Origin of the sequence: Bartonella sp. MF74HXZ (assembly GCF_042194445.1) — a bacterium.
GTDB lineage: Bacteria > Pseudomonadota > Alphaproteobacteria > Rhizobiales > Rhizobiaceae > Bartonella > Bartonella grahamii.
Window position 1 is genome coordinate 118,728 of the sequence record NZ_JBHIMW010000002.1, and the last position, 19,283, is coordinate 138,010.

Annotated in this window: 15 protein-coding genes; 6 read left to right on the plus strand and 9 right to left on the minus strand. The window is 37.3% G+C overall.

Annotated features, from left to right (window positions below; translation table 11 throughout):
- Positions 1 to 1,159: 1,159 nt before the first annotated feature.
- Positions 1,160 to 1,744, minus strand: a complete 585-nt coding sequence (locus ACFIJ8_RS01895) for a hypothetical protein (protein WP_375638853.1) — start codon at positions 1,742 to 1,744, stop codon at positions 1,160 to 1,162.
- Positions 1,745 to 1,855: 111 nt separating this feature from the next.
- Entirely contained in the window at positions 1,856 to 3,037 is a 1,182-nt protein-coding gene (locus ACFIJ8_RS01900; RefSeq protein ID WP_026500134.1) for a DNA recombination protein RmuC, read from the minus strand.
- Positions 3,038 to 3,127: 90 nt separating this feature from the next.
- Here ACFIJ8_RS01900 and def point away from each other — a divergent pair, with 90 nt between their 5' ends.
- Genes def through truA form a run of 3 tightly spaced genes read left to right on the plus strand, consistent with a single transcriptional unit; the run spans position 3,128 to position 5,338 of the window.
- A complete protein-coding gene (def, locus tag ACFIJ8_RS01905) occupies positions 3,128 to 3,664 on the plus strand; it encodes a peptide deformylase (protein WP_273787494.1) in 537 nt (178 codons plus the stop codon).
- Positions 3,664 to 4,593, plus strand: a complete 930-nt coding sequence (fmt, locus tag ACFIJ8_RS01910) for a methionyl-tRNA formyltransferase (protein ID WP_273787495.1) — start codon at positions 3,664 to 3,666, stop codon at positions 4,591 to 4,593. Before def ends, fmt begins: the two co-directional genes overlap by 1 nt.
- 1 nt (position 4,594) lies before the next feature.
- Positions 4,595 to 5,338 carry a tRNA pseudouridine(38-40) synthase TruA gene (truA, locus tag ACFIJ8_RS01915; RefSeq protein ID WP_273787496.1) on the plus strand — a complete coding sequence of 248 codons (744 nt, stop codon included), beginning with the start codon at positions 4,595 to 4,597 and terminating at the stop codon, positions 5,336 to 5,338.
- Between the two features lie 32 nt (positions 5,339 to 5,370).
- Here truA and ACFIJ8_RS01920 read toward each other — a convergent pair whose 3' ends face one another.
- Positions 5,371 to 6,234 (minus strand): LOG family protein, encoded by an 864-nt coding sequence (locus ACFIJ8_RS01920; RefSeq protein WP_375638856.1) that lies wholly within the window; start codon positions 6,232 to 6,234, stop codon positions 5,371 to 5,373.
- A gap of 106 nt (positions 6,235 to 6,340) precedes the next feature.
- Here ACFIJ8_RS01920 and dapD point away from each other — a divergent pair, with 106 nt between their 5' ends.
- Entirely contained in the window at positions 6,341 to 7,189 is an 849-nt protein-coding gene (gene dapD / locus ACFIJ8_RS01925) for a 2,3,4,5-tetrahydropyridine-2,6-dicarboxylate N-succinyltransferase (RefSeq protein ID WP_375638858.1), read from the plus strand.
- A 262-nt stretch (positions 7,190 to 7,451) separates the two neighbouring features.
- Entirely contained in the window at positions 7,452 to 7,598 is a 147-nt protein-coding gene (locus ACFIJ8_RS01930) for a hypothetical protein (RefSeq protein ID WP_375627978.1), read from the plus strand.
- Between the two features lie 75 nt (positions 7,599 to 7,673).
- Here the strand turns inward: ACFIJ8_RS01930 and lepA are convergent, their stop codons facing one another.
- The 5 genes from lepA to dnaK form a co-directional block, all read right to left on the minus strand.
- A complete protein-coding gene (gene lepA, locus ACFIJ8_RS01935; RefSeq protein ID WP_012754493.1) occupies positions 7,674 to 9,479 on the minus strand; it encodes a translation elongation factor 4 in 1,806 nt (601 codons plus the stop codon).
- A gap of 1,454 nt (positions 9,480 to 10,933) precedes the next feature.
- A complete protein-coding gene (locus tag ACFIJ8_RS01940; RefSeq protein WP_273787500.1) occupies positions 10,934 to 11,848 on the minus strand; it encodes a DMT family transporter in 915 nt (304 codons plus the stop codon).
- Positions 11,849 to 11,880: 32 nt separating this feature from the next.
- The gene (gene argB / locus ACFIJ8_RS01945) at positions 11,881 to 12,786 is read right to left on the minus strand and encodes an acetylglutamate kinase (protein ID WP_012754491.1); all 906 of its coding nucleotides are present in this window, start codon (positions 12,784 to 12,786) and stop codon (positions 11,881 to 11,883) included.
- 842 nt (positions 12,787 to 13,628) lie between these two features.
- Complete coding sequence (dnaJ, locus tag ACFIJ8_RS01950) at positions 13,629 to 14,771, minus strand: molecular chaperone DnaJ (RefSeq protein WP_012754490.1); 1,143 nt, start codon at positions 14,769 to 14,771, stop codon at positions 13,629 to 13,631.
- A 157-nt stretch (positions 14,772 to 14,928) separates the two neighbouring features.
- Positions 14,929 to 16,821 carry a molecular chaperone DnaK gene (dnaK, locus tag ACFIJ8_RS01955; RefSeq protein ID WP_273722421.1) on the minus strand — a complete coding sequence of 631 codons (1,893 nt, stop codon included), beginning with the start codon at positions 16,819 to 16,821 and terminating at the stop codon, positions 14,929 to 14,931.
- Positions 16,822 to 17,788: 967 nt separating this feature from the next.
- On the opposite strand from dnaK, the gene ACFIJ8_RS01960 reads away from it, so the two are divergent.
- Complete coding sequence (locus tag ACFIJ8_RS01960) at positions 17,789 to 18,343, plus strand: copper chaperone PCu(A)C (RefSeq protein WP_273787502.1); 555 nt, start codon at positions 17,789 to 17,791, stop codon at positions 18,341 to 18,343.
- A gap of 108 nt (positions 18,344 to 18,451) precedes the next feature.
- Here ACFIJ8_RS01960 and lysM read toward each other — a convergent pair whose 3' ends face one another.
- Positions 18,452 to 18,907 (minus strand): peptidoglycan-binding protein LysM, encoded by a 456-nt coding sequence (gene lysM, locus ACFIJ8_RS01965; RefSeq protein WP_012754487.1) that lies wholly within the window; start codon positions 18,905 to 18,907, stop codon positions 18,452 to 18,454.
- Positions 18,908 to 19,283 lie beyond the last annotated feature (376 nt).

Genomic DNA, 19,283 nt, shown 5'->3' on the forward strand with positions numbered 1-19,283 from the left:
CAATTATAATAGGGAACGTGTGCATCAATTTAAAAGTTTTATGTGTTATTTAATCATCATTCCAATAGCGCCTGTTCCTTGCATTTTTATGATATTATAACACATTTTTAATCATTGATTGGATTATAAAATTTTACTGTCGTAACCGTGAAAGTAGATAATTTTTATGCTTTGCACAGAAACGGAAAATGAGCTGTTTAACTTACGCCTTGTTTTAAAGAACAAAATTTGAATTCTCTTTATCACAATATTTCCACAAAATCATAATATGTTGGTTATCGACATCTTTTTAAAAGGTACGAAGTATCTAAACGAAGATGAGAGAATAAAATATTAAAATATACTTCTCAATTATTGTGAATCAGAACTTTTTTCGAGTATTTTTAGCCTGATCAGATGTCCTGCCAATTAAAAAATTGCCCACCTTGGGTAGCATCTACCTGCTCAATACTAAGGTATATTCACGCTTAAATAACATATTGAATCAATTAATTTTGTTTCCTTTCCCGTCACAAGAAAGGTTGAGTTGTAAAAGCAAAGTGGCGCCATCATTATATGTGCTAATTCCCAATGTTGCCAATAATTCTTACTTTTGAGAATGTTCATAAGAAACATTTTTAGTCTTTTCTTTCACAATTTTTATCCACATGCCAATTACGCTTGTTATGTGCAAGCCAATTGTTTTTATTGATTTAACCTCAAGAGATCTGAAATGATAAAACCCTACGCCATTCGAGATTCTTACTTTAATATGATGCTCGAATTGCATTTTTTTGATTGCTATTTTATACGTTAACAAAGAAAATATTCATGTAATAATCAGCCAGTAATACGCATAATGAAAATAAAAAATGATATTAAACTTTAAAATTTTTCTTTAATAATCTCTGATATTTAGACCTGTGCGAAATGCCTGAGCCAAATAGGATATAGTTTCCATTGTAAATTTTTTAAACAAAGAAGGTAAAAATATCGAGAGTACAGTCAAATATATTGAGCATTGCAAAAGCTTTCTGTCTCTTGGGTTTATTCTAAAAAATAACAATTTATTTCATTTAACAATCAGAAAAACGATACAACCTTATTACACCATAAGAAATTTGGCTCTCAAATAATTTTACCGCAACAATTCCCTAATTGAGATTTTCAAAAATCTTCCCTAACGCCATCCACATCTCTTTAATTGCTGTTCATAGAGCCTCGATATCCTTGCCATGCGCTGTGCTGCCTGTGAAAGTGCAGCAGTGACACGCCCGCCACGCGCATAAGCACCATGTCCCATATGATAATTTAAATAAAGGCTATATGCATCATCAAATCTCACCCCATTGCGTTGAACACTTTGACGATGATACCAAGCAATAAAATCAGCAGAATCTGCAAAATTCGTACGCCATGCAAAAGATCTGCCCGTAGAGCGAAGATACATTGCCCATGTACTGTCAAGCGCTTGAGAATAACCATAGGCTGTCGATCGACGCTTCCATGGAATAAAACCAAGTAGTTTTTTACGTGGAGGACGTGCATTGTGACGAAAGCTCGATTCCATATTAATGGTTGCAAGAATAATAGGCATAGGAATCCCATAGCGCATTTCTGCACGTTTAGAAGCCTTACCCCAATTGTCAAAAAAACCATTTTTTTGTGCCAAAATAGCACAAGCATTGTTTGTGTGTGTGGGAGTGGTCGTTGCACACCCATCTAGCAGAAACACCAGTGCCCCTAAAAACAAAAGGTGTCGCATCTTCCTATTCCTCTCGTTTAAGAAATAAAACAAGATAGAGATACTAAAAAAGTATTACCAATCAATAAAGAACGTGATCTGACTTGTGATATTTAAGAAGCTTGCTTTGCTTTATTCCTCGTCAGCAAAACGCAATGTTTGCGACTGAGCCAATGTTGTCATTTTTGTTGGTTCAGAATGATTCTCTTTTAATTCGACAGTTTCAATGCGATTTGCCCGTTTCATAATTTTGGAGGATGATATCAAAATTCCCTCTATATCTTCACCTGCTTTGTGAAAATGCTTCTGTAACGCACGAACACGTATATCCATTCGTCCAAAATCTTCCATCAATTTTGCTACTTCTGATTGAATTAAATGCGCTTGTTCACGCATCCGTGCATCTTTCATAATGGTTTGTACCACTTGGACAGAGAGCATCAACAAAGATGGTGAAACAATAATCACATGGGCTCTATTGGATTTTTGTACCAATGCCTCAAAGTCCTCATAAATTGTTGCAAAAATCGATTCAGATGGCACAAAAAGGAAAGCAGTGTCATGGGTTTCTCCGGGAATCAAATATTTTTGTGCAATATCACGAATATGGACTTCCATATCGGTACGAAATTGGCGTTCTGCCTCTTGACGCTCTTGCGCTGATTCTGCCTTACGCATAGCATTCCAAGCCTCCAGAGGGAATTTAGCATCAACAACAAGAGAAGGGGCTTTATTGGGCATATGAATGAGACAATCTGGGCGCTTTCCATTGGAAAGAACAGCCTGAAAAGCATAAGCATTTGTTGGTAAGGCATCGGCAATAATTGCTTCCATCCGCCCCTGACCAAAAGTACCACGTGTCTGCTTATTGCTTAAAATGGACTGCAACTGAACAACTTGTCCCGTAAGCGATTGAATATTATTTTGTGCCGCATCAATCACTGCTAAACGCTCTTGCAAACGATTCAAATTTTCATAAGTGGATTTGGTCTGTACCTGAAGTGTTTGGCCTAAGCTTGTTGTCATCCCATTGAGTTGCTCACTGAGTGATTTATTTAATTCAGCCTGCCGTTGACCAAAGATTTCCGCCATCGTTTGCATTCTCCCTTGCATTTCAGCTTGTGTTTTCAGCAAGGTAGCCATCTGCATTTGTGCCTCACGTGCGCGTTCAGCAATTTCATTTTCCAAAAATGCTTTTTTTCGATGAGAATGTATCAACATAAAAAATGCCAAACAGACAAATATAAATAAAAGCAAAAGCATTAGTTTAGAAAAAAACTCACCAGCGAGTATGGAAAAAAACGAATCAAACATAAATTATAATATAACGCTCTTATTGTAAAAAAACGCAAGAATCCGTTATTCAATATTGACCAATAACAAACCATTGATTAATCTCTACTTATGCCAATGAGATCTTTAGTTACTTTACCTGATCCGATTTTACGGGAAGTGTCCAAACCCGTTGATCAGGTCGATTCAGCTCTACAAAAACTTGCGGATGATATGTTGGAAACCATGTATAATGCTAAGGGCGTTGGTCTTGCTGCTATTCAAATTGGTATACCGCTACGTATGTTGGTTATAGATGTCTCTGGAAATTCTGAAGATGAGCAGAAAAAACCATTTGTTATTATCAACCCTGAAATTTTATGGCTTTCAGATGAGCGTAATATTTATAAAGAGGGTTGTCTTTCTATTCCTGACTATTTTGCAGAGGTTGAACGTCCTAAACGCCTTTGTGTTCGCTATCAGAACCGTGAAGGAAAACAAACAGAAATTGAAGCAGACGATCTCTTGGCAACTTGCTTGCAGCATGAAATTGATCATTTAGATGGGCGCCTTTTTATTGATTACATTTCAAAGATCAAACGCGATATGGTGATACGAAAATTTAAAAAACGCGCAAAAGAAAAAAACATGCAGGAAGCAGTTTTGTAATGGCTTTACGATTAAGTTTTATGGGGACACCAGATTTTTCTGTTCCTATTTTACGTGCTTTATTGGATGCAGGTCATGATGTTGTTGCTGTTTATAGTCAACCCCCTCGCCCAGCAGGACGTCGAGGACTTAAATTAATCCCCTCACCTGTTCACAATGTAGCAAAAGAGAAATCTATTCCCATCTTCACGCCACAAACACTCAAAACAATCGAACAACAGGAGCAATTTGCAGCACTTTCTGTTGATGTTGCTATTGTGGTAGCTTACGGACTCCTTTTACCCAAAGCTATTCTCGAAACGCCGCGTTTTGGTTGTTTTAATGCCCACGCTTCACTCTTACCACGTTGGCGTGGTGCTGCGCCTATTCAACGAGCAATTATGGCTGGTGATAAAGAAACAGGTATTATGATCATGAAAATGGATGAAGGACTTGATACGGGACCTATCGCTCTTTCTCGCTCCATCCCCATTACTGATAACACCACCACTGCTGAGCTTTTAAACAAACTTTCACATATTGGCGCAGAACTTATGGTAGAAACCCTATCAACTCTTGAAAAAGGACAACTTAAACTGACCCCACAATCAGAGGAAGGCATCACCTATGCTGCCAAAATCAAAAAGGAAGAGACCCGCATTGATTGGACAAAACCTGCAGAGTTTATTCATAGGCATATCCGTGCGCTCTCTTCTTCTCCTGGCTGCTGGTGCAATATGAATATTGGGGGACGAGAAGAACGTGTAAAAATTCTTGATAGTCGCTTAACAACAGGTCCTTCTCTTGAAATTGGACGAATAGAACCAGATTCTTTGATTGTCCATTGTGGACAAGGGCGGATAGAAATAACCTCTCTCCAAAGATCGGGTGGTAAAGTCCTTGATAGCGCAACCTTTTTGCGAGGTGCTCATATTTCTGCTGTTTTTTAAGATGCCACGTTTTAAACTCACTCTTGAATATGATGGTTCAAATTATGCTGGTTGGCAGCGTCAAGCAAAGCTTCACACTGTACAAGGAGCTCTTGAACAGGTACTCTTTTCCTTTAGTGGACAACAATTGACCATAACAACAGCAGGAAGAACCGATGCGGGCGTACACGCTACGGGACAGGTTGCGCATGTTGATTTCATAAAAAACTGGCATCCCCATACTGTACGTGATGCGCTCAATGCTCTTTTACGTAAACAGGGAGAAGCGATTTCAATCTTAAACGTACAAAATGTCCCTGATGACTTTGATGCACGATTTTCCGCTGTAAAACGTCATTATCTTTTTAAAATTCTTAATCGTCGCTCTCCACCAGCCTTAAATGCCAAACGCGTGTGGTGGTTGCCAAAGCCTCTTAATGCTGAAGCCATGCATGAAGCTGCTCAAAAGCTTGTAGGAAAACATGATTTTACCACTTTCCGTTCAGCACATTGCCAAGCCAAAAGCCCTATTCGCACCCTTGACCGTTTGGATGTTCAAAGAGAAGGAGATGAGATTTTCCTTTATGCGCAAGCGCGTTCTTTTCTTCATCATCAAATCCGTTCATTCGCAGGAAGCCTCATGGAAGTGGGTATTGGACGTTGGACAGCTCAAGATCTCGAAGCAGCTCTTCATGCTAAAGATCGTAAACATTGTGGTGTTGTTGCTCCTCCTTCAGGACTTTATTTAACTAAAGTAGAGTATTAATTATCCTTCAAGAGTGAACGTCTTAAAAGTCGTCAAGGCAGTTCATAAAAAGAACGAATTTCTTCAAAAGCTTCTGCTGCTGTATTGACAAATTTCACAAAATTAACATCAGTAGGAGAAATTGTACCTTGTTCAGACAGATACTCAAAATTGATAGTATTGCTCCAAAATTCTTTGCCAAACAATAAAATTGGTACCTGTTTCATACGCCCCGTCTGTACTAAAGTTAACGTCTCAAACAATTCATCCAGAGTCCCAAATCCTCCAGGGAAGATAGCTAATGCTTTCGCTCGTACTAAAAAATGCATTTTGCGCATCCCCAAATAATGAAAATTGAAACACAAATGCGGCGACACATACGAATTAGGTTCCTGCTCATGTGGTAAAATAATATTCAAACCAATCGTTGGGGCACCAACATCACAAGCACCACGATTTCCCGCCTCCATAATTCCTGGTCCGCCTCCCGTAACAACCACAAATTCACGATATTCTTTCGTAGCAGAATAAAGTGAGCACAAACGCGCAAATTCTCTCGCTTCATCGTAATAATGTGACATAGCACGCAAATTTTTCTTTTGTATTTCATTTTTTGCAGCCCACGCTGCTTGCCCAGATTCAGGGATACGCGCACCACCAAACAAAACAACTGTTGATTGAATATCATATTCTTTAAGGGTTATTTCCGGCTTTAAAAATTCAAGACCAATACGTTGTGAGCGCAACTCTGGACGCATCATAAAATCTTGATCGATATAGGCTAAGCGATAAGTAGACGAACGCATTTGTGCTGAATTAGAGATTTTATGTATTTGTTGTAGAGCATCCTTCGTATGGAGAAGTGGTGTCCAATTTTCTTGCTCTCCTTTTATTTTTTCTTTACAGCCTTTTTTCATACACCTGTCCTACTTCCTCATCGTTTTATTGACTGAACACATTTCTTCGCGTAGTTCATAGAGAATAAATCTTGAAGCTTTCAACTTGTTTAACGGAACTCTCGTCATGACCCATCTCACACAACTTGAAATGATTATTCAACAAGCTTTTGACGATCGCGATTCTATCGATACTACCACAAAAGGCGAAATCCGTGAGAGTATCGAACATATATTGAACCTTCTTGATAAAGGTGAAATCCGTGTTGCAGAACGACAAAAAAATGGACAATGGCATGTTCATCAATGGTTGAAAAAAGCGGTTTTGCTCTCTTTTCGGCTTAATCCTATGCAAATTATCACTGGTGGAATCAATGGAACACATTGGTGGGATAAAGTTCCTTCAAAATTCTCTGGTTGGCAAGAGGCAGATTTTAAAAGTGCTAATTTCCGTTCCGTTCCTGGAGCCATTGTACGTCATTCTGCTTACATTGCACCCAACGTTATATTGATGCCATCCTTTGTTAATCTTGGTGCTTTTGTCGATGAGGGTACAATGGTTGATACATGGACCACTGTTGGTTCTTGTGCACAAATTGGTAAACATGTCCATCTTTCTGGCGGTGTTGGTATTGGAGGTGTTTTGGAACCACTGCAAGCAAACCCAACAATCATTGAAGATCATTGCTTTATCGGTGCTCGCTCTGAAATTGTTGAAGGCTGTATTATCCGTGAAGGTGCTGTTTTGGGAATGGGAGTCTTTATTGGAAAATCTACAAAGATTATTGATCGTACAACAGGTGAAATTTTTATCGGTGAGGTACCAGCCTATTCAGTGGTTGTGCCAGGTTCTTTCCCTGGAAAACCTTTACCAAATGGTGAAGCAGGACCAAGCCTTTATTGTGCCGTTATTGTAAAACGCGTTGATCAAAAAACACGAGAAAAAACATCCATTAATGATCTTTTACGTTCTTAGACACAAGATAATTCATAATAATATTTCATCGTTTTTTTACTTGAATAATAACCTCGAATACAAGAATTCTCTCATTTCAAATCCTTTCATAGTGAATCAATCACTATCATTTCCTTGCACGTTTCAAACGCAGTTGGTGTGTGGGTAAGAGACACTTTAAGAAAAGAGTAAAAATATTTTTAATGAAAATTCTCTCAAGTGATAAGGACTGTCATAATATTTTGAGCTGAAAAAGAGAATGATAGGTGCACTTTGCATCTTTATGACGCGTAAAGACGGTAATGCCAAATGGATTTTATATCATTCACAGTGTATGTTACTTTATATTTTTCACAGCCCCTATTGTGAAATGGAATTTGATGCATTGAGTGATGATTCACTAAAACAAGCACAGCGCAATTCTATTTAAAAGTGTTCTTTAAGCACCTGAACCAATCAACAAAAGCAAAAGCGCAATCAATGAGAGACAATACTCCTTTTTTCATTATTTGTTCATTTTGAGCGCTTGAATAAATGCCGATTGTGGAATTTCTACTTTTCCAAATTGACGCATCCGCTTTTTGCCTTCTTTTTGCTTTTCCAAAAGTTTGCGCTTACGCGTGACATCACCCCCGTAACATTTTGCTGTTACATCTTTACGCAAAGCACGAATTGTTTCGCGCGCTATAACTTTACCACCAATAGCCGCTTGAACTGGAATCTGAAACATATGCTGGGGAATAAGATCTTTCAGTTTTTCACACATGGAACGCCCGCGCTTTTCTGCAATCGTGCGGTGCACAAGCATAGACAATGCATCTATAGACTCTCCATTTACCAAAATAGACATTTTAACTAAATCCCCTTCTGCATAATCTGCCATCTGATAATCAAAAGAAGCATAACCCTTTGAGATTGATTTTAGCCGATCATAAAAATCAAAAACAACTTCATTCAGTGGTAAATCATACGTTACCATAGCACGGGTTCCAACATAGGACAAACCAGCCTGTATCCCCCGCCGCTCTTGGCATAGTTCTAAAATTGACCCAAGATAATTATCAGGAGTCATGATTGTCGCCCGAATCCATGGTTCTTCGATTGAAGAAATTTTAACCACATCAGGCATATCCGCTGGATTGTGCAACTCTTTAACAGAACCATCATTCATATTCATGCGATAAACAACCGAAGGTGCTGTCGCGATTAAATCCAAATTAAACTCACGCTCTAATCGCTCTTGAATAATTTCAAGATGAAGAAGTCCCAAAAAGCCACAGCGAAAACCAAATCCTAAAGCCGCGGATGTTTCCATTTCAAAAGAAAAACTCGCATCATTTAAGCGTAATTTGCCCATGGCTGCACGCAAATCATCAAAATCGGCAGCATCTATTGGAAAAAGACCACAAAATACAACTGGTTGCGCCGGCTTAAAACCAGGCAAAGCATTTTCACAAGGACGGCGCTCTTCAGTAATCGTATCCCCAACCCGTGTATCTGCTACTTCTTTGATAGAGGCAGTGATAAAACCAATCTCGCCTGGTCCTAACTCATCAACCTGTACCATTTTAGGTGTAAACACCCCAACGCGCTCAACTGGATATTTTGCTCCCGTACCCATCATACGAATGGTTTGGCCTTTTTTTAAAATACCATCTATCACTCGTACCAAAACAATGACACCAAGATATGCATCATACCAGCTATCAACCAACATTGCTTTCAAGGGATTTGCAACATCGCCTGTATGTGGAGGTGGTAATTGTGTTACGATTGCCTCCAAAACATCAGGAACACCCAAACCTGTTTTTGCTGATATTTCTACTGCTTGAGATGTATCAATGCCTATCACATCTTCAATTTGTTCTTTAACACGCTCAGGTTCTGCTGCTGGAAGATCAACTTTATTGAGTACAACAACCAACTCATGGGAATTATCAATGGCTTGATAAACATTTGCTAACGTCTGCGCTTCTACACCTTGGCTTGCATCCACCACCAACAGAGAACCTTCACAAGCTGCCAATGAACGCGAAACCTCATAAGCAAAATCCACATGACCAGGTGTATCCATAAGATTTAAAATATAGGTTTCACCATTCTTTGCCTTATAGTGTAAACGTACCGTTTGTGCTTTAATAGTAATTCCACGTTCACGCTCAATATCCATGGAATCGAGTACTTGTTCTTTCATCTCACGTGTATCAAGCCCACCTGTTATTTGAATCAAACGATCAGCTAAAGTGGATTTGCCGTGATCAATATGCGCCACGATGGAAAAATTACGAATATAATTACGATCTATTGTCATATAAGGCGATTTAGCAAAGAATAATACAAAACGCAAAGACCAATTATGCTCCGGCTTCTATCAAAAGAATATAAATCTAAAAAGCTTCTCAAAACACAACTTTTCATAACCTAAAAAATGAGGCTTTTATTTGCTAAATTAAATCCAACGGTGCTAAAATGATACTTTCGCATCTTATTTTATGACTCATATGCTGGATAAACCGATACCATCATACATTTTGCCAGTCTCCAATGTTGCAACAATCCTTTACACTTGAAAAAGTTTATAAGAGATATGCCTTTCTTGTACAGTTTTTACCCACATGGACTACCTGCTTGTAACGTGTCAGCAAGTAGACTTGGATTGATTTAATATGAAAACGATTTGAAGTGAGAAAGTTTTACGGTATTCAGGGTTCTAATTCAATGTGAATAATTCTATATTATAATTATAAATCAATGTGTTATAATATTTATATGATGGGCGTGTATATCACTTAAGCTTGCAATAAAATTCGCAAGAAATGCTTTTTTATTTATACGCAATAACCTGCTTTTTTTAGCAATCTTATATAAAATAACATGAATATCGAGGGAGTTTCTTCTCAATTTTTAAAACTTTAGAAATATGCTCTATTGAGTGATGTTTTTATGTACCTTTTATACAACTCCTTCCTCCATCCATTAAAGATAAAAAACACCAATCCTCTTCGATTCATTGGATAATGCATTGATTTATAATGATCGTTTATTGTTTTTCAATTTAAATTAAAACTCTGAATATCGCGAGCCTTTCTCATTTTAAATCTTTTCATAGTGAATCAATCAAATTTTTTGCTTCCCCATTATAAAACAGGGCTAGTATATGGATAAAAACGTTTAAGAAATGAGTAAACATGCCTCTCTCTCTTTCAAATGCCAAAGGCTGTCGTAATATTGAGAACTGACAAAGAAAATGCTAGTGCCTTTTATTTAAGTAAAACGATGATGCTCTGTGGTTTTTCTATACTTCACGCGGACCGTCAATGAATATGATGTATATTAAGAAAATTGTCTTTTTAAAAAACGCGTTAATATACAACATTATGGGAGGCTGCTTTAGGCGTTCTATTTTACGTGAAAAGCGTGATCCCATGAAATAACAAAAGGAATAACGTGCAACGGTGCGTAATTTTTATTATTCAAAAAAATTACCATGGATGTTTTTGAAAATTGTAAAGCTAAATTTAACAATAACAGTAAAGATGAGAGTTGTTTTTTGTCTTTACCACTTCATGCTTTGACTCAATGAAGGTTGACTTCCCGTTTCAGAGGTTAAGAAGACAGATAAATATTATTGCTCCAATTTACTATACAAAAGCTGGAATAGCTTATAAAACCTCCTTTATCTCCATATTAAAAAAAAGCCTCAAAAATGAAAACTTTGCAAGCAAAAATCTCATGTAATAAAATCATAATAGTAAAGGTGCATAGCTAATCAATTTTTTCAATTGCTTTGTTTTTTTTACGCCATTGTGAAGGTTGTAATTCAGCCACAATGATCCCAATCAGAATAAGCAAGCCACCTAATAATGCTAACGGGGATAAATGCTCTCCAGCCAAACGCCCAACAATACCAGCCCATACCGGTTCACCTGCGTAAATGAGTGTTGCACGTGTAGGGGAAATAGACTTTTGTGCCCAATTCATAGCCAATTGAATGATGGCACTCATTAATGCCAATCCGATGCCAATACTAAACCATACCCACGAAAATTCAGGAATGCTTTCACCCATTAAAGGCATACAAGAAAATGAAAAAAAACCACTAAAAAATAACTGAATAATGGTCACACGCCGACTATCAACCTTATTGGCAAAAATTCCGATGAGTATGACTTCTCCAGCAATCGCTAAAGCGCCTAACAAAGTCAAAATTTCGCCTTTTGAAAAATCAAAATTCCCCGGCTTTTGTCCTGAAACAAGAACAAGCCCAATAAAAGCGAAAACAATACCAACCCAACAAGCAAAACGGGGAGGTTTTTTAAAAACAATCCATTGCAAGATTGGAACCATCGGTACATAAAGCGCTGTAATAAAAGCCGACTGACTACTAATAATCGTTTGAAGTCCAGCTGCTTGAAAAGCATAACCTAAAAACATGGCTAAACCAATCGCCATCCCAGCGAAAACTTCATAAACCGTTATACCTTTTATAGAGCGCCAAAAAATTGCTCCACATATAAGAGATGCAACAATAAAACGAAATCCAACAAAAAACAGGGGACCACTATAGCGTACCGCAATATGAATGACTAAAAATGTAATACCCCACAATATTGTTGCAACAAATATTGCTAATTCTGGCTTACTTAATAAAGGATATTTAAGCTGTTTTATATTTGTCATGAAAGGCTTTCTCCTCCAATTTTCCGCACAATTTATGAAACAATAAGCGTTCCAACTCCCTGTTCGGTAAACAGTTCTAGTAAAACAGAATGAGGAGTTTTACCATTTAAAATGACAACACCTTCCACACCATTTTGAAGGGCTTTTATACAAGTCTCTACTTTTGGAATCATGCCTCCTGAAATTGTTCCATTTTTGATAAGTTTCTCTGCTTCAGAAACTGTCAATTCTTTTAAAAGTTGGCCCTGTTTATCCAAAACACCAGGAACATCAGTGAGAAATAAAAGGCGTTTAGCCTCTAATGCACCAGCAATAGCTCCAGCAAAAATATCAGCATTAATATTATAGGTTTTTCCATCGCGTCCTGGAGCCACAGGAGCAAGAACTGGTATCATTTCAGAACATGCTAAAAGATCCAGCAATGTGCGATCAACTTCAATAGGCTCACCAACAAATCCCAAATCTAAAACACGTTCAATATTCGAATCAGGATCAATGACAGTTTTATAAGCCTTTTCGGCAAAAACCATATTGCCGTCCTTGCCACATAATCCTATTGCCCATTCACCCTCTGCATTGATGAGAGCGACAATTTCTTTGTTTATGGAACCGGCCAAAACCATTTCAACGACTTCAACGATCCGCTCGTCGGTTACCCGTAAACCGTTTTCAAATCGTGATTCAATCCCCATTTTCATCAAAATTTCAGCAATTTGAGGTCCTCCACCATGAACAACAACAGGGTTAATCCCCGATTGCTTTAATAGAGCAATATCACGCGCGAATGCTCGCCCCAAGGCAGGATCACCCATAGCATGACCGCCATATTTTACCACAACCGTTTCATTTTCGTATTTTTGCATATATGGTAAAGCAGACGATAGAAATGCTGCTTGTTTTTCTAAAACATCTACAGCACCGTTTTTAGCATCATCCATTAATAGAGCCTCCTCATCACTTTTTACCATCTCTTAGTGGAATTTAGGAAAAGTAATAACGAAATGAAACAAGAAAACAACTTCCTCAAAAAATTGACAGCGAAAAATTAAACAAAACAGGCGTACAAAACGTTATTATTTTATGATTTTATGTATAAAATTGAAAAGCAAAGTTCTGAAAAAATTTTAAAGTTATGCCGTACATTCGACTCGTTAGTTTACGTTTATGGATACTTAACAATGAATAAGAATATATACAACCATTGATTTTGTAAGGTAAAAACAAAATTTTCTTATAATAATAAAATTAACAGATCACCAAGATAAGAAGTAGATTGACTTAGCACTGTAACCTTATCCAAGAAATTTTTAAGACTATCAAAAATGCCAAAAATAAAATTGGTTATGAGGAATTGATATTTTATTTCAAAAAGATGGATTGTCTAACAGCTTATTTAGCTACTTCTTGGTAGGCTACTACCCTATTTGACAGTTTTAGTACAGGGCTTTTAAAAAGGCATTTTGAGTAAAACAATAAATACAAAAAATGCTGAATGCATAAAGGCAGTTATCATGACACTGGAAATTAGTCACTCAATTGCGTTCTTCTTGTATGGATAAGCCCTTTTTAAAATATCATAGATACTCAAAAATAAGACTTATCCATAAAACTCGTGAAATGTAAAAAACTATCAGCGGCAGGCACTTACCCTAAATTAATCGTTTCTCTCTTTTCTTTTCAAGAAAAAAATGCTTTTCACAGATGATTAAGACTATAGAAAGCTTAATTAAAATAACCTTCCAAAAGTTTTTTCTAATCTATTCTGAGAACATTCACATATTTAACCAGAAATATTTTCAAAAAATTCTTTCATACGTGAAAAAAAGCCATGTGATTGCGGTGAGTTCTCATGATTTGAAAGTTTTTCAAATTTTTGCAATAGTTCACGTTGCTCTTGCGTTAATTTCTGTGGTGTCTCAATCGTGATATGGATGTAAAGGTCACCCCTTGCTTGCTGCCGACGCAACATGGGCATACCCTTGCCCTTAAGGCGGAACTGACGTCCATTTTGTGTCCCTTCTGGGATCTTAACACGCGCTTTAACACCATCAAGATCGGAAACTTCAAACTCTCCTCCTAAAGCAGCTGTTACCATTGAAATGGGAACGCGACAGTGAAGATCTGCTCCTTCTCGCTGAAAAAATTCATGCGGTTTAACGGAAAGAAAAATATAAAGATCACCATTGGGGCCACCACGAATACCAGCATCACCCTCACCAGAAAGGCGAATACGCGTTCCATCTTCAATACCAGCTGGAACATTCACGCTCAATGAACGTTTTTTCTCTATGCGTCGTGTCCCCTGACATTTTGGGCATGGATCTGTAATAGTTTCACCACGTCCATGACATGAAGGACATGTTCGCTCAATAGAAAAGAAACCTTGTGCAGCACGCACACGACCAGATCCATGACATGTTCCACAAACTTGCGGCTTAGAACCCTTTCTCGCTCCTGATCCTTCACAAACATCGCACGTAACGGAACTGGGAATAGTAATTTCTGCAGTTTTTCCTGAAAATACCTCTTCTAAGGTTATTTCCATATTATAACTCAGATCTGCACCACGTTCGCGACCATCACCACGCTTACGGTGCGCACCTCCCATAATTTCGCCAAAAAAATCTTCAAAAATATCAGCAAAGCCACCACCAGCAGCAAAACCTCCAAAGGGATTTGCTCCTCCTTGACTACCGCTATTTTCAAAGGCCGCATGACCAAATCGATCATAAGCAGCACGCTTTTGGGGATCTTTAAGGACTTCGTAGGCTTCGCCAATTTCTTTGAATTTTCGCTCTGCCTCTTTATCCCCGGCGTTGCGATCAGGATGATATTGCATTGCCAACTTACGAAAAGCAGATTTCAACTTTTTATCATCACATTCACGAGTCACGCCAAGAATTTCATAATAGTCAACCTTCATCATGTATTCCTGATAATTTCTCTGTCATCCATTTTTATGGATAAGATTGCTTTTAATTTATATTTTTAGCAACAAAGTTGCAACTCACTCAAATAATAAAGCCCAGCCTTATATTTCAAAGGCCGGGTTTATAAATTAATCAACACATATGCTGACACTATTTCTTCTTATCATTAACTTCTTCAAAATCAGCATCAACAACATCATCATTCTTTGCTTCTGTCTCAGTGTCAGCGCTCGCTGCTTGTGAAGCTTCATACATAGCCTGTCCAAGCTTCATACTGACTTCAGCTAATTTTTGCATCTTTGTTGTTACTTCTTCAGTATCACTGCCTTCAAGCGCAGATTTCAAATCAGATATTGCTGTTTCAATCTGTCCTTTTTCTTCAGCTGATACTTTATCGCCATATTCATTGAGTGACTTTTCAGTTGAATGAATAAGAGCTTCCGCTTGATTTCTAGCTTCAACACCTTCACGGCGTTTTTTATCCTCAGCTGCATGCTCTTCCGCATCCTGTACCATTTTTTCAATATCAGCATCACTTAAACCACCTGATGCCTGAATACGAATTTGATGCTCTTTACCAGTTCCCTTATCTTTGGCAGAAACATTAACAATACCATTCGCATCAATATCAAAAGTAACTTCAATTTGAGGTATACCACGTGGTGCTGGAGGAATACCAACAAGATCAAATTGAGCCAATAACTTATTATCGCTCGCCATTTCCCGTTCACCTTGGAAAACACGAATAGTCACAGCACTCTGGTTATCATCAGCTGTTGAAAAAACTTGAGATTTTTTCGTTGGGATAGTGGTATTGCGCTCAATGAGACGTGTAAAAACACCACCCAAGGTTTCGATCCCCAAGGATAAAGGTGTTACATCTAGAAGCAACACGTCTTTGACATCGCCTTGCAATACACCCCCTTGAATGGCAGCACCCATTGCAACAACTTCATCAGGATTAACGCCTTTGTGTGGATCCTTACCAAAGAAGCTTTGCACGACTTGCTGAATCTTGGGCATACGTGTCATACCACCCACTAAAACAACTTCGTCAATCTCACCGGCCTTTAATCCAGCATCTTTTAACGCAGCTTTACAAGGCTCGATGGTGCGCTGCACTAAATCGTCAACCAGAGATTCAAATTTTGCCCGAGTCAATTTCATTGTTAAGTGCTTGGGACCTGATTGATCTGCCGTGATAAATGGTAAATTGATTTCTGTTTGCTGTGACGAAGAAAGCTCAATTTTTGCTTTTTCTGCCGCTTCTTTTAAGCGCTGTAAAGCTAATTTATCATTTTTCAGATCAATTCCTTGCTCTTTTTTGAATTCATCTGCAAAATAACCAACCAAGCGCATGTCAAAGTCTTCACCCCCTAAAAACGTATCTCCATTGGTTGATTTAACTTCAAAAACGCCATCTCCAATTTCAAGTACTGAAATATCAAATGTACCACCACCAAGGTCGTAAACAGCAATTGTTTTTCCGTCTTTTTTATCCAAACCGTAAGCTAAAGCAGCAGCAGTCGGCTCATTAATAATCCGTAAAACTTCAAGTCCAGCAATTTTACCCGCATCTTTAGTCGCTTGACGTTGCGCATCATTAAAATAAGCAGGAACAGTAATAACCGCTTGTTCAACTTTTTCACCCAGATAAGATTCAGCTGTTTCCTTCATCTTTTGCAAAATCATAGCTGAAATTTGCGATGGAGAATATTTCTTACCCGCTTCTTCAACCCATGCATCACCATTGTCACCTTTAACAATTTTATAAGGCACAAGTGCTTTATCTTTTTCAACCATAGGATCATCAAAACGACGCCCTATCAAACGTTTAACTGCAAAAACTGTCCCTTCGGGATTTGTTACCGCCTGCCGTTTAGCAGGCTGTCCAACAAGCCGCTCTCCCCCATCAGTAAAGGCAACAACGGAAGGTGTTGTTCGTGCTCCTTCTGAGTTCTCGATAACCTTTGCGTTTTTGCCATCCATAACAGCCACACAAGAGTTCGTTGTCCCCAAATCAATACCAATTACTTTTGCCATATTATAATCTCCATTCAGCAAGCTACCTCAACCTTCATAAAGCATCTTTTTAAGACAGCTCCTCATAACACTCAAAGCCCATACATTGCTTCAAGCAACATAAAATAATAAAAAATTGCAAGTCGCAATAAGCCTTGCTGCCTCGTATATAAGAACAGGCTTTTATTGCTACAAGAGAATAATGAGAGAAACATCTCCAAAATAAAAAATTTATTTTAAAATAGGCGCTCTAATGACCCATAAATACCATATTTATGAGAAACTTGAGATCATAATATATTTTTCTTGCAATTCTCAATAAATATATCTTTCTATAAAAATTAAAAAAACAAAAGAGTGATTGCACTCTCGCTCTTGATCTTCTCATCATTAATAAAATGATACTCACGTAAAAGCTTTTTAAAAGGCGAATAATTTATATCACGAATATTATAAATTTTCCTTGGACTAAAATAGTCATCATATCTAATGCTCATATCAGTAGAGGTATTATCTATCGATCTCCTTTTAAAAATTCTCCTTTTAACGGTCTCATTGTTTACTGCTATTTGAAAGATGTGTTTTAAACTCACCTAAAGCATTTTTTCTTAACTGTATAATTTTGAACTTGAAAATATATTAAAAAGCCTCTGTATAAATGCTTTAAAATACCAAGAGCTGTCGTAATATTAAAATTGGTAAAGTGGTTGATGATTGCTCTGTGTTATATCTTTATTAAATAAAACAGTAGTGCATCATAGATTTTATACCATTTACAAACACTATTATGAGATGAACACGGAAGCGTTAAGAGGTGTGTTGTCATTGTAAACCTTATTATCTTCCTTTGAAATCCAAGAATTCTATGATTTTTATTCTCATATTCAAATCAATTTCATTTTAGCATTTCTTTCTTTTATTTTAAATAAAAGCTCTGCTAAAATAAAAAGTTATTCAAAGTGTGAATCTTATGAAGGAGGGTAAATCAATGATGACATCTATTATTAAGAAAATAACAAATCTTATCTTTAAGAATATAATACATACACAATATTCATACAAAAAGGTTATCATAAATATCGTGTGTGCTCTTCTTTTTGCTAGTGTAACCCTGCCAGCAGGTGCTCAGCAATATAAACTTGGCGACATAGAAATTCTCAATCCTTGGACACGCGAAACACCTAGAGGTATAAGAGTTGGTAGCGGTTATCTCTACATTATTAATCACAGCAATACCCCAGACCGTTTGGTTTCTATTTCCACAAACGGAGTAAAAACAACAGAGATACACTCTATGGCTGTCGTTAATGATATTATGAAAATGGAAAAAATGCACAATGGCATTGAAATTCCGGGAAATGGCGAAATCACGCTTAAGCCTGGCGGTGATCATATTATGTTTATGGGGCTTTCACAACCATTCAAGTTAGGTGATAAAATTAGCGCAAAATTGACATTTGAGAAAGCAGGAACGATTGATGTTGATTTCTCTGTAAACGCTATGAAAGCACCATCACCTTCTAAATCCTCTCCTAGCCACTAAGCTCCTTTTTTATAATGCACACTCTTAAAATGAAGAAGCGTGAAATTTTTGCACGCTTCTTCATTTTTTGTTTAATGCTATCAGCAAAAATTTCTCCCCTTTGATGAATTAACTATGATCAATTTCAGGAATACGTAAAACTTGTCCAGGATAAATTTTATCGGGAGATTTTAGCATTGGCTTATTGGCTTCAAAAATAAACGTGTTTTTATTACCTTGCCCTTTTCCATAAACCTCTTCAGCAATTTTCCAAAGATTATCACCAGATTTAACCTCATAAAAGCGAGAAGGTTTTCTAGGCGTTGTATCTATAACCTTTAATTGATCAACATCTACAGAAGAGATACCTTGTGAATTGCCAACAACCAGCAGTGCTTTTTCAAGTGTTTCCCTGTCTGGAACTTCACCGCTTAAAATAGCTTTACCGTCTTCAACTTGAATATTTACTTTTTCTGTACCAAGTTGAAAATGATCAAATGCTGTCTTAAAATCTTTTTCTTTTGGTTCATGGTCCCCAATACCTAACTTTTCCCCTACAGTTTTAATAAAATTAAAAAATCCCATTACAACCTCCTTTCGTGTAGCAGAAACAAATTTTTGTGCATATATTGCCACATTCTTTTCTTTGCTCTTAAAACACATAGGCAGATTTTCTAAACTTCAACAATCAAAACTATACCTGTTCAATTATGGGACAAATACAATAATAAACTTTGTAATAAACCTTGATAAAAAAAGCCTTTATGAAAATTTTCTCTCAAACGAAGGGATCTTAATAGACGTAGAAACATTATAAATTATGAAAGCAAAACAAGATTTTACAGTAATGACAAAAGGTTTTTTACTTTGCTACAATTTGTATCATATTTGTTTTGCAAAAAAAATATGAACTCCCATATAAATAAGTGTGGGTAATTTGCTACCACAGCAATAGAAAGGT

Coding starts and splice junctions, on each gene's coding strand:
- ACFIJ8_RS01920 (WP_375638856.1), bottom strand. CDS start 6,234: ATGAAAAAAGGCTGTAAAGAAAAAATAAAAGGAGAGCAAGAAAATTGG.
- ACFIJ8_RS01895 (WP_375638853.1), bottom strand. CDS start 1,744: ATGCGACACCTTTTGTTTTTAGGGGCACTGGTGTTTCTGCTAGATGGG.
- truA (WP_273787496.1), top strand. CDS start 4,595: ATGCCACGTTTTAAACTCACTCTTGAATATGATGGTTCAAATTATGCT.
- dnaJ (WP_012754490.1), bottom strand. CDS start 14,771: ATGAAGGTTGACTATTATGAAATTCTTGGCGTGACTCGTGAATGTGAT.
- dapD (WP_375638858.1), top strand. CDS start 6,341: ATGACCCATCTCACACAACTTGAAATGATTATTCAACAAGCTTTTGAC.
- fmt (WP_273787495.1), top strand. CDS start 3,664: ATGGCTTTACGATTAAGTTTTATGGGGACACCAGATTTTTCTGTTCCT.
- ACFIJ8_RS01900 (WP_026500134.1), bottom strand. CDS start 3,037: ATGTTTGATTCGTTTTTTTCCATACTCGCTGGTGAGTTTTTTTCTAAA.
- lepA (WP_012754493.1), bottom strand. CDS start 9,479: ATGACAATAGATCGTAATTATATTCGTAATTTTTCCATCGTGGCGCAT.
- lysM (WP_012754487.1), bottom strand. CDS start 18,907: ATGGGATTTTTTAATTTTATTAAAACTGTAGGGGAAAAGTTAGGTATT.
- dnaK (WP_273722421.1), bottom strand. CDS start 16,821: ATGGCAAAAGTAATTGGTATTGATTTGGGGACAACGAACTCTTGTGTG.
- ACFIJ8_RS01940 (WP_273787500.1), bottom strand. CDS start 11,848: ATGACAAATATAAAACAGCTTAAATATCCTTTATTAAGTAAGCCAGAA.
- ACFIJ8_RS01930 (WP_375627978.1), top strand. CDS start 7,452: ATGACGCGTAAAGACGGTAATGCCAAATGGATTTTATATCATTCACAG.
- def (WP_273787494.1), top strand. CDS start 3,128: ATGCCAATGAGATCTTTAGTTACTTTACCTGATCCGATTTTACGGGAA.
- argB (WP_012754491.1), bottom strand. CDS start 12,786: ATGGATGATGCTAAAAACGGTGCTGTAGATGTTTTAGAAAAACAAGCA.
- ACFIJ8_RS01960 (WP_273787502.1), top strand. CDS start 17,789: ATGATGACATCTATTATTAAGAAAATAACAAATCTTATCTTTAAGAAT.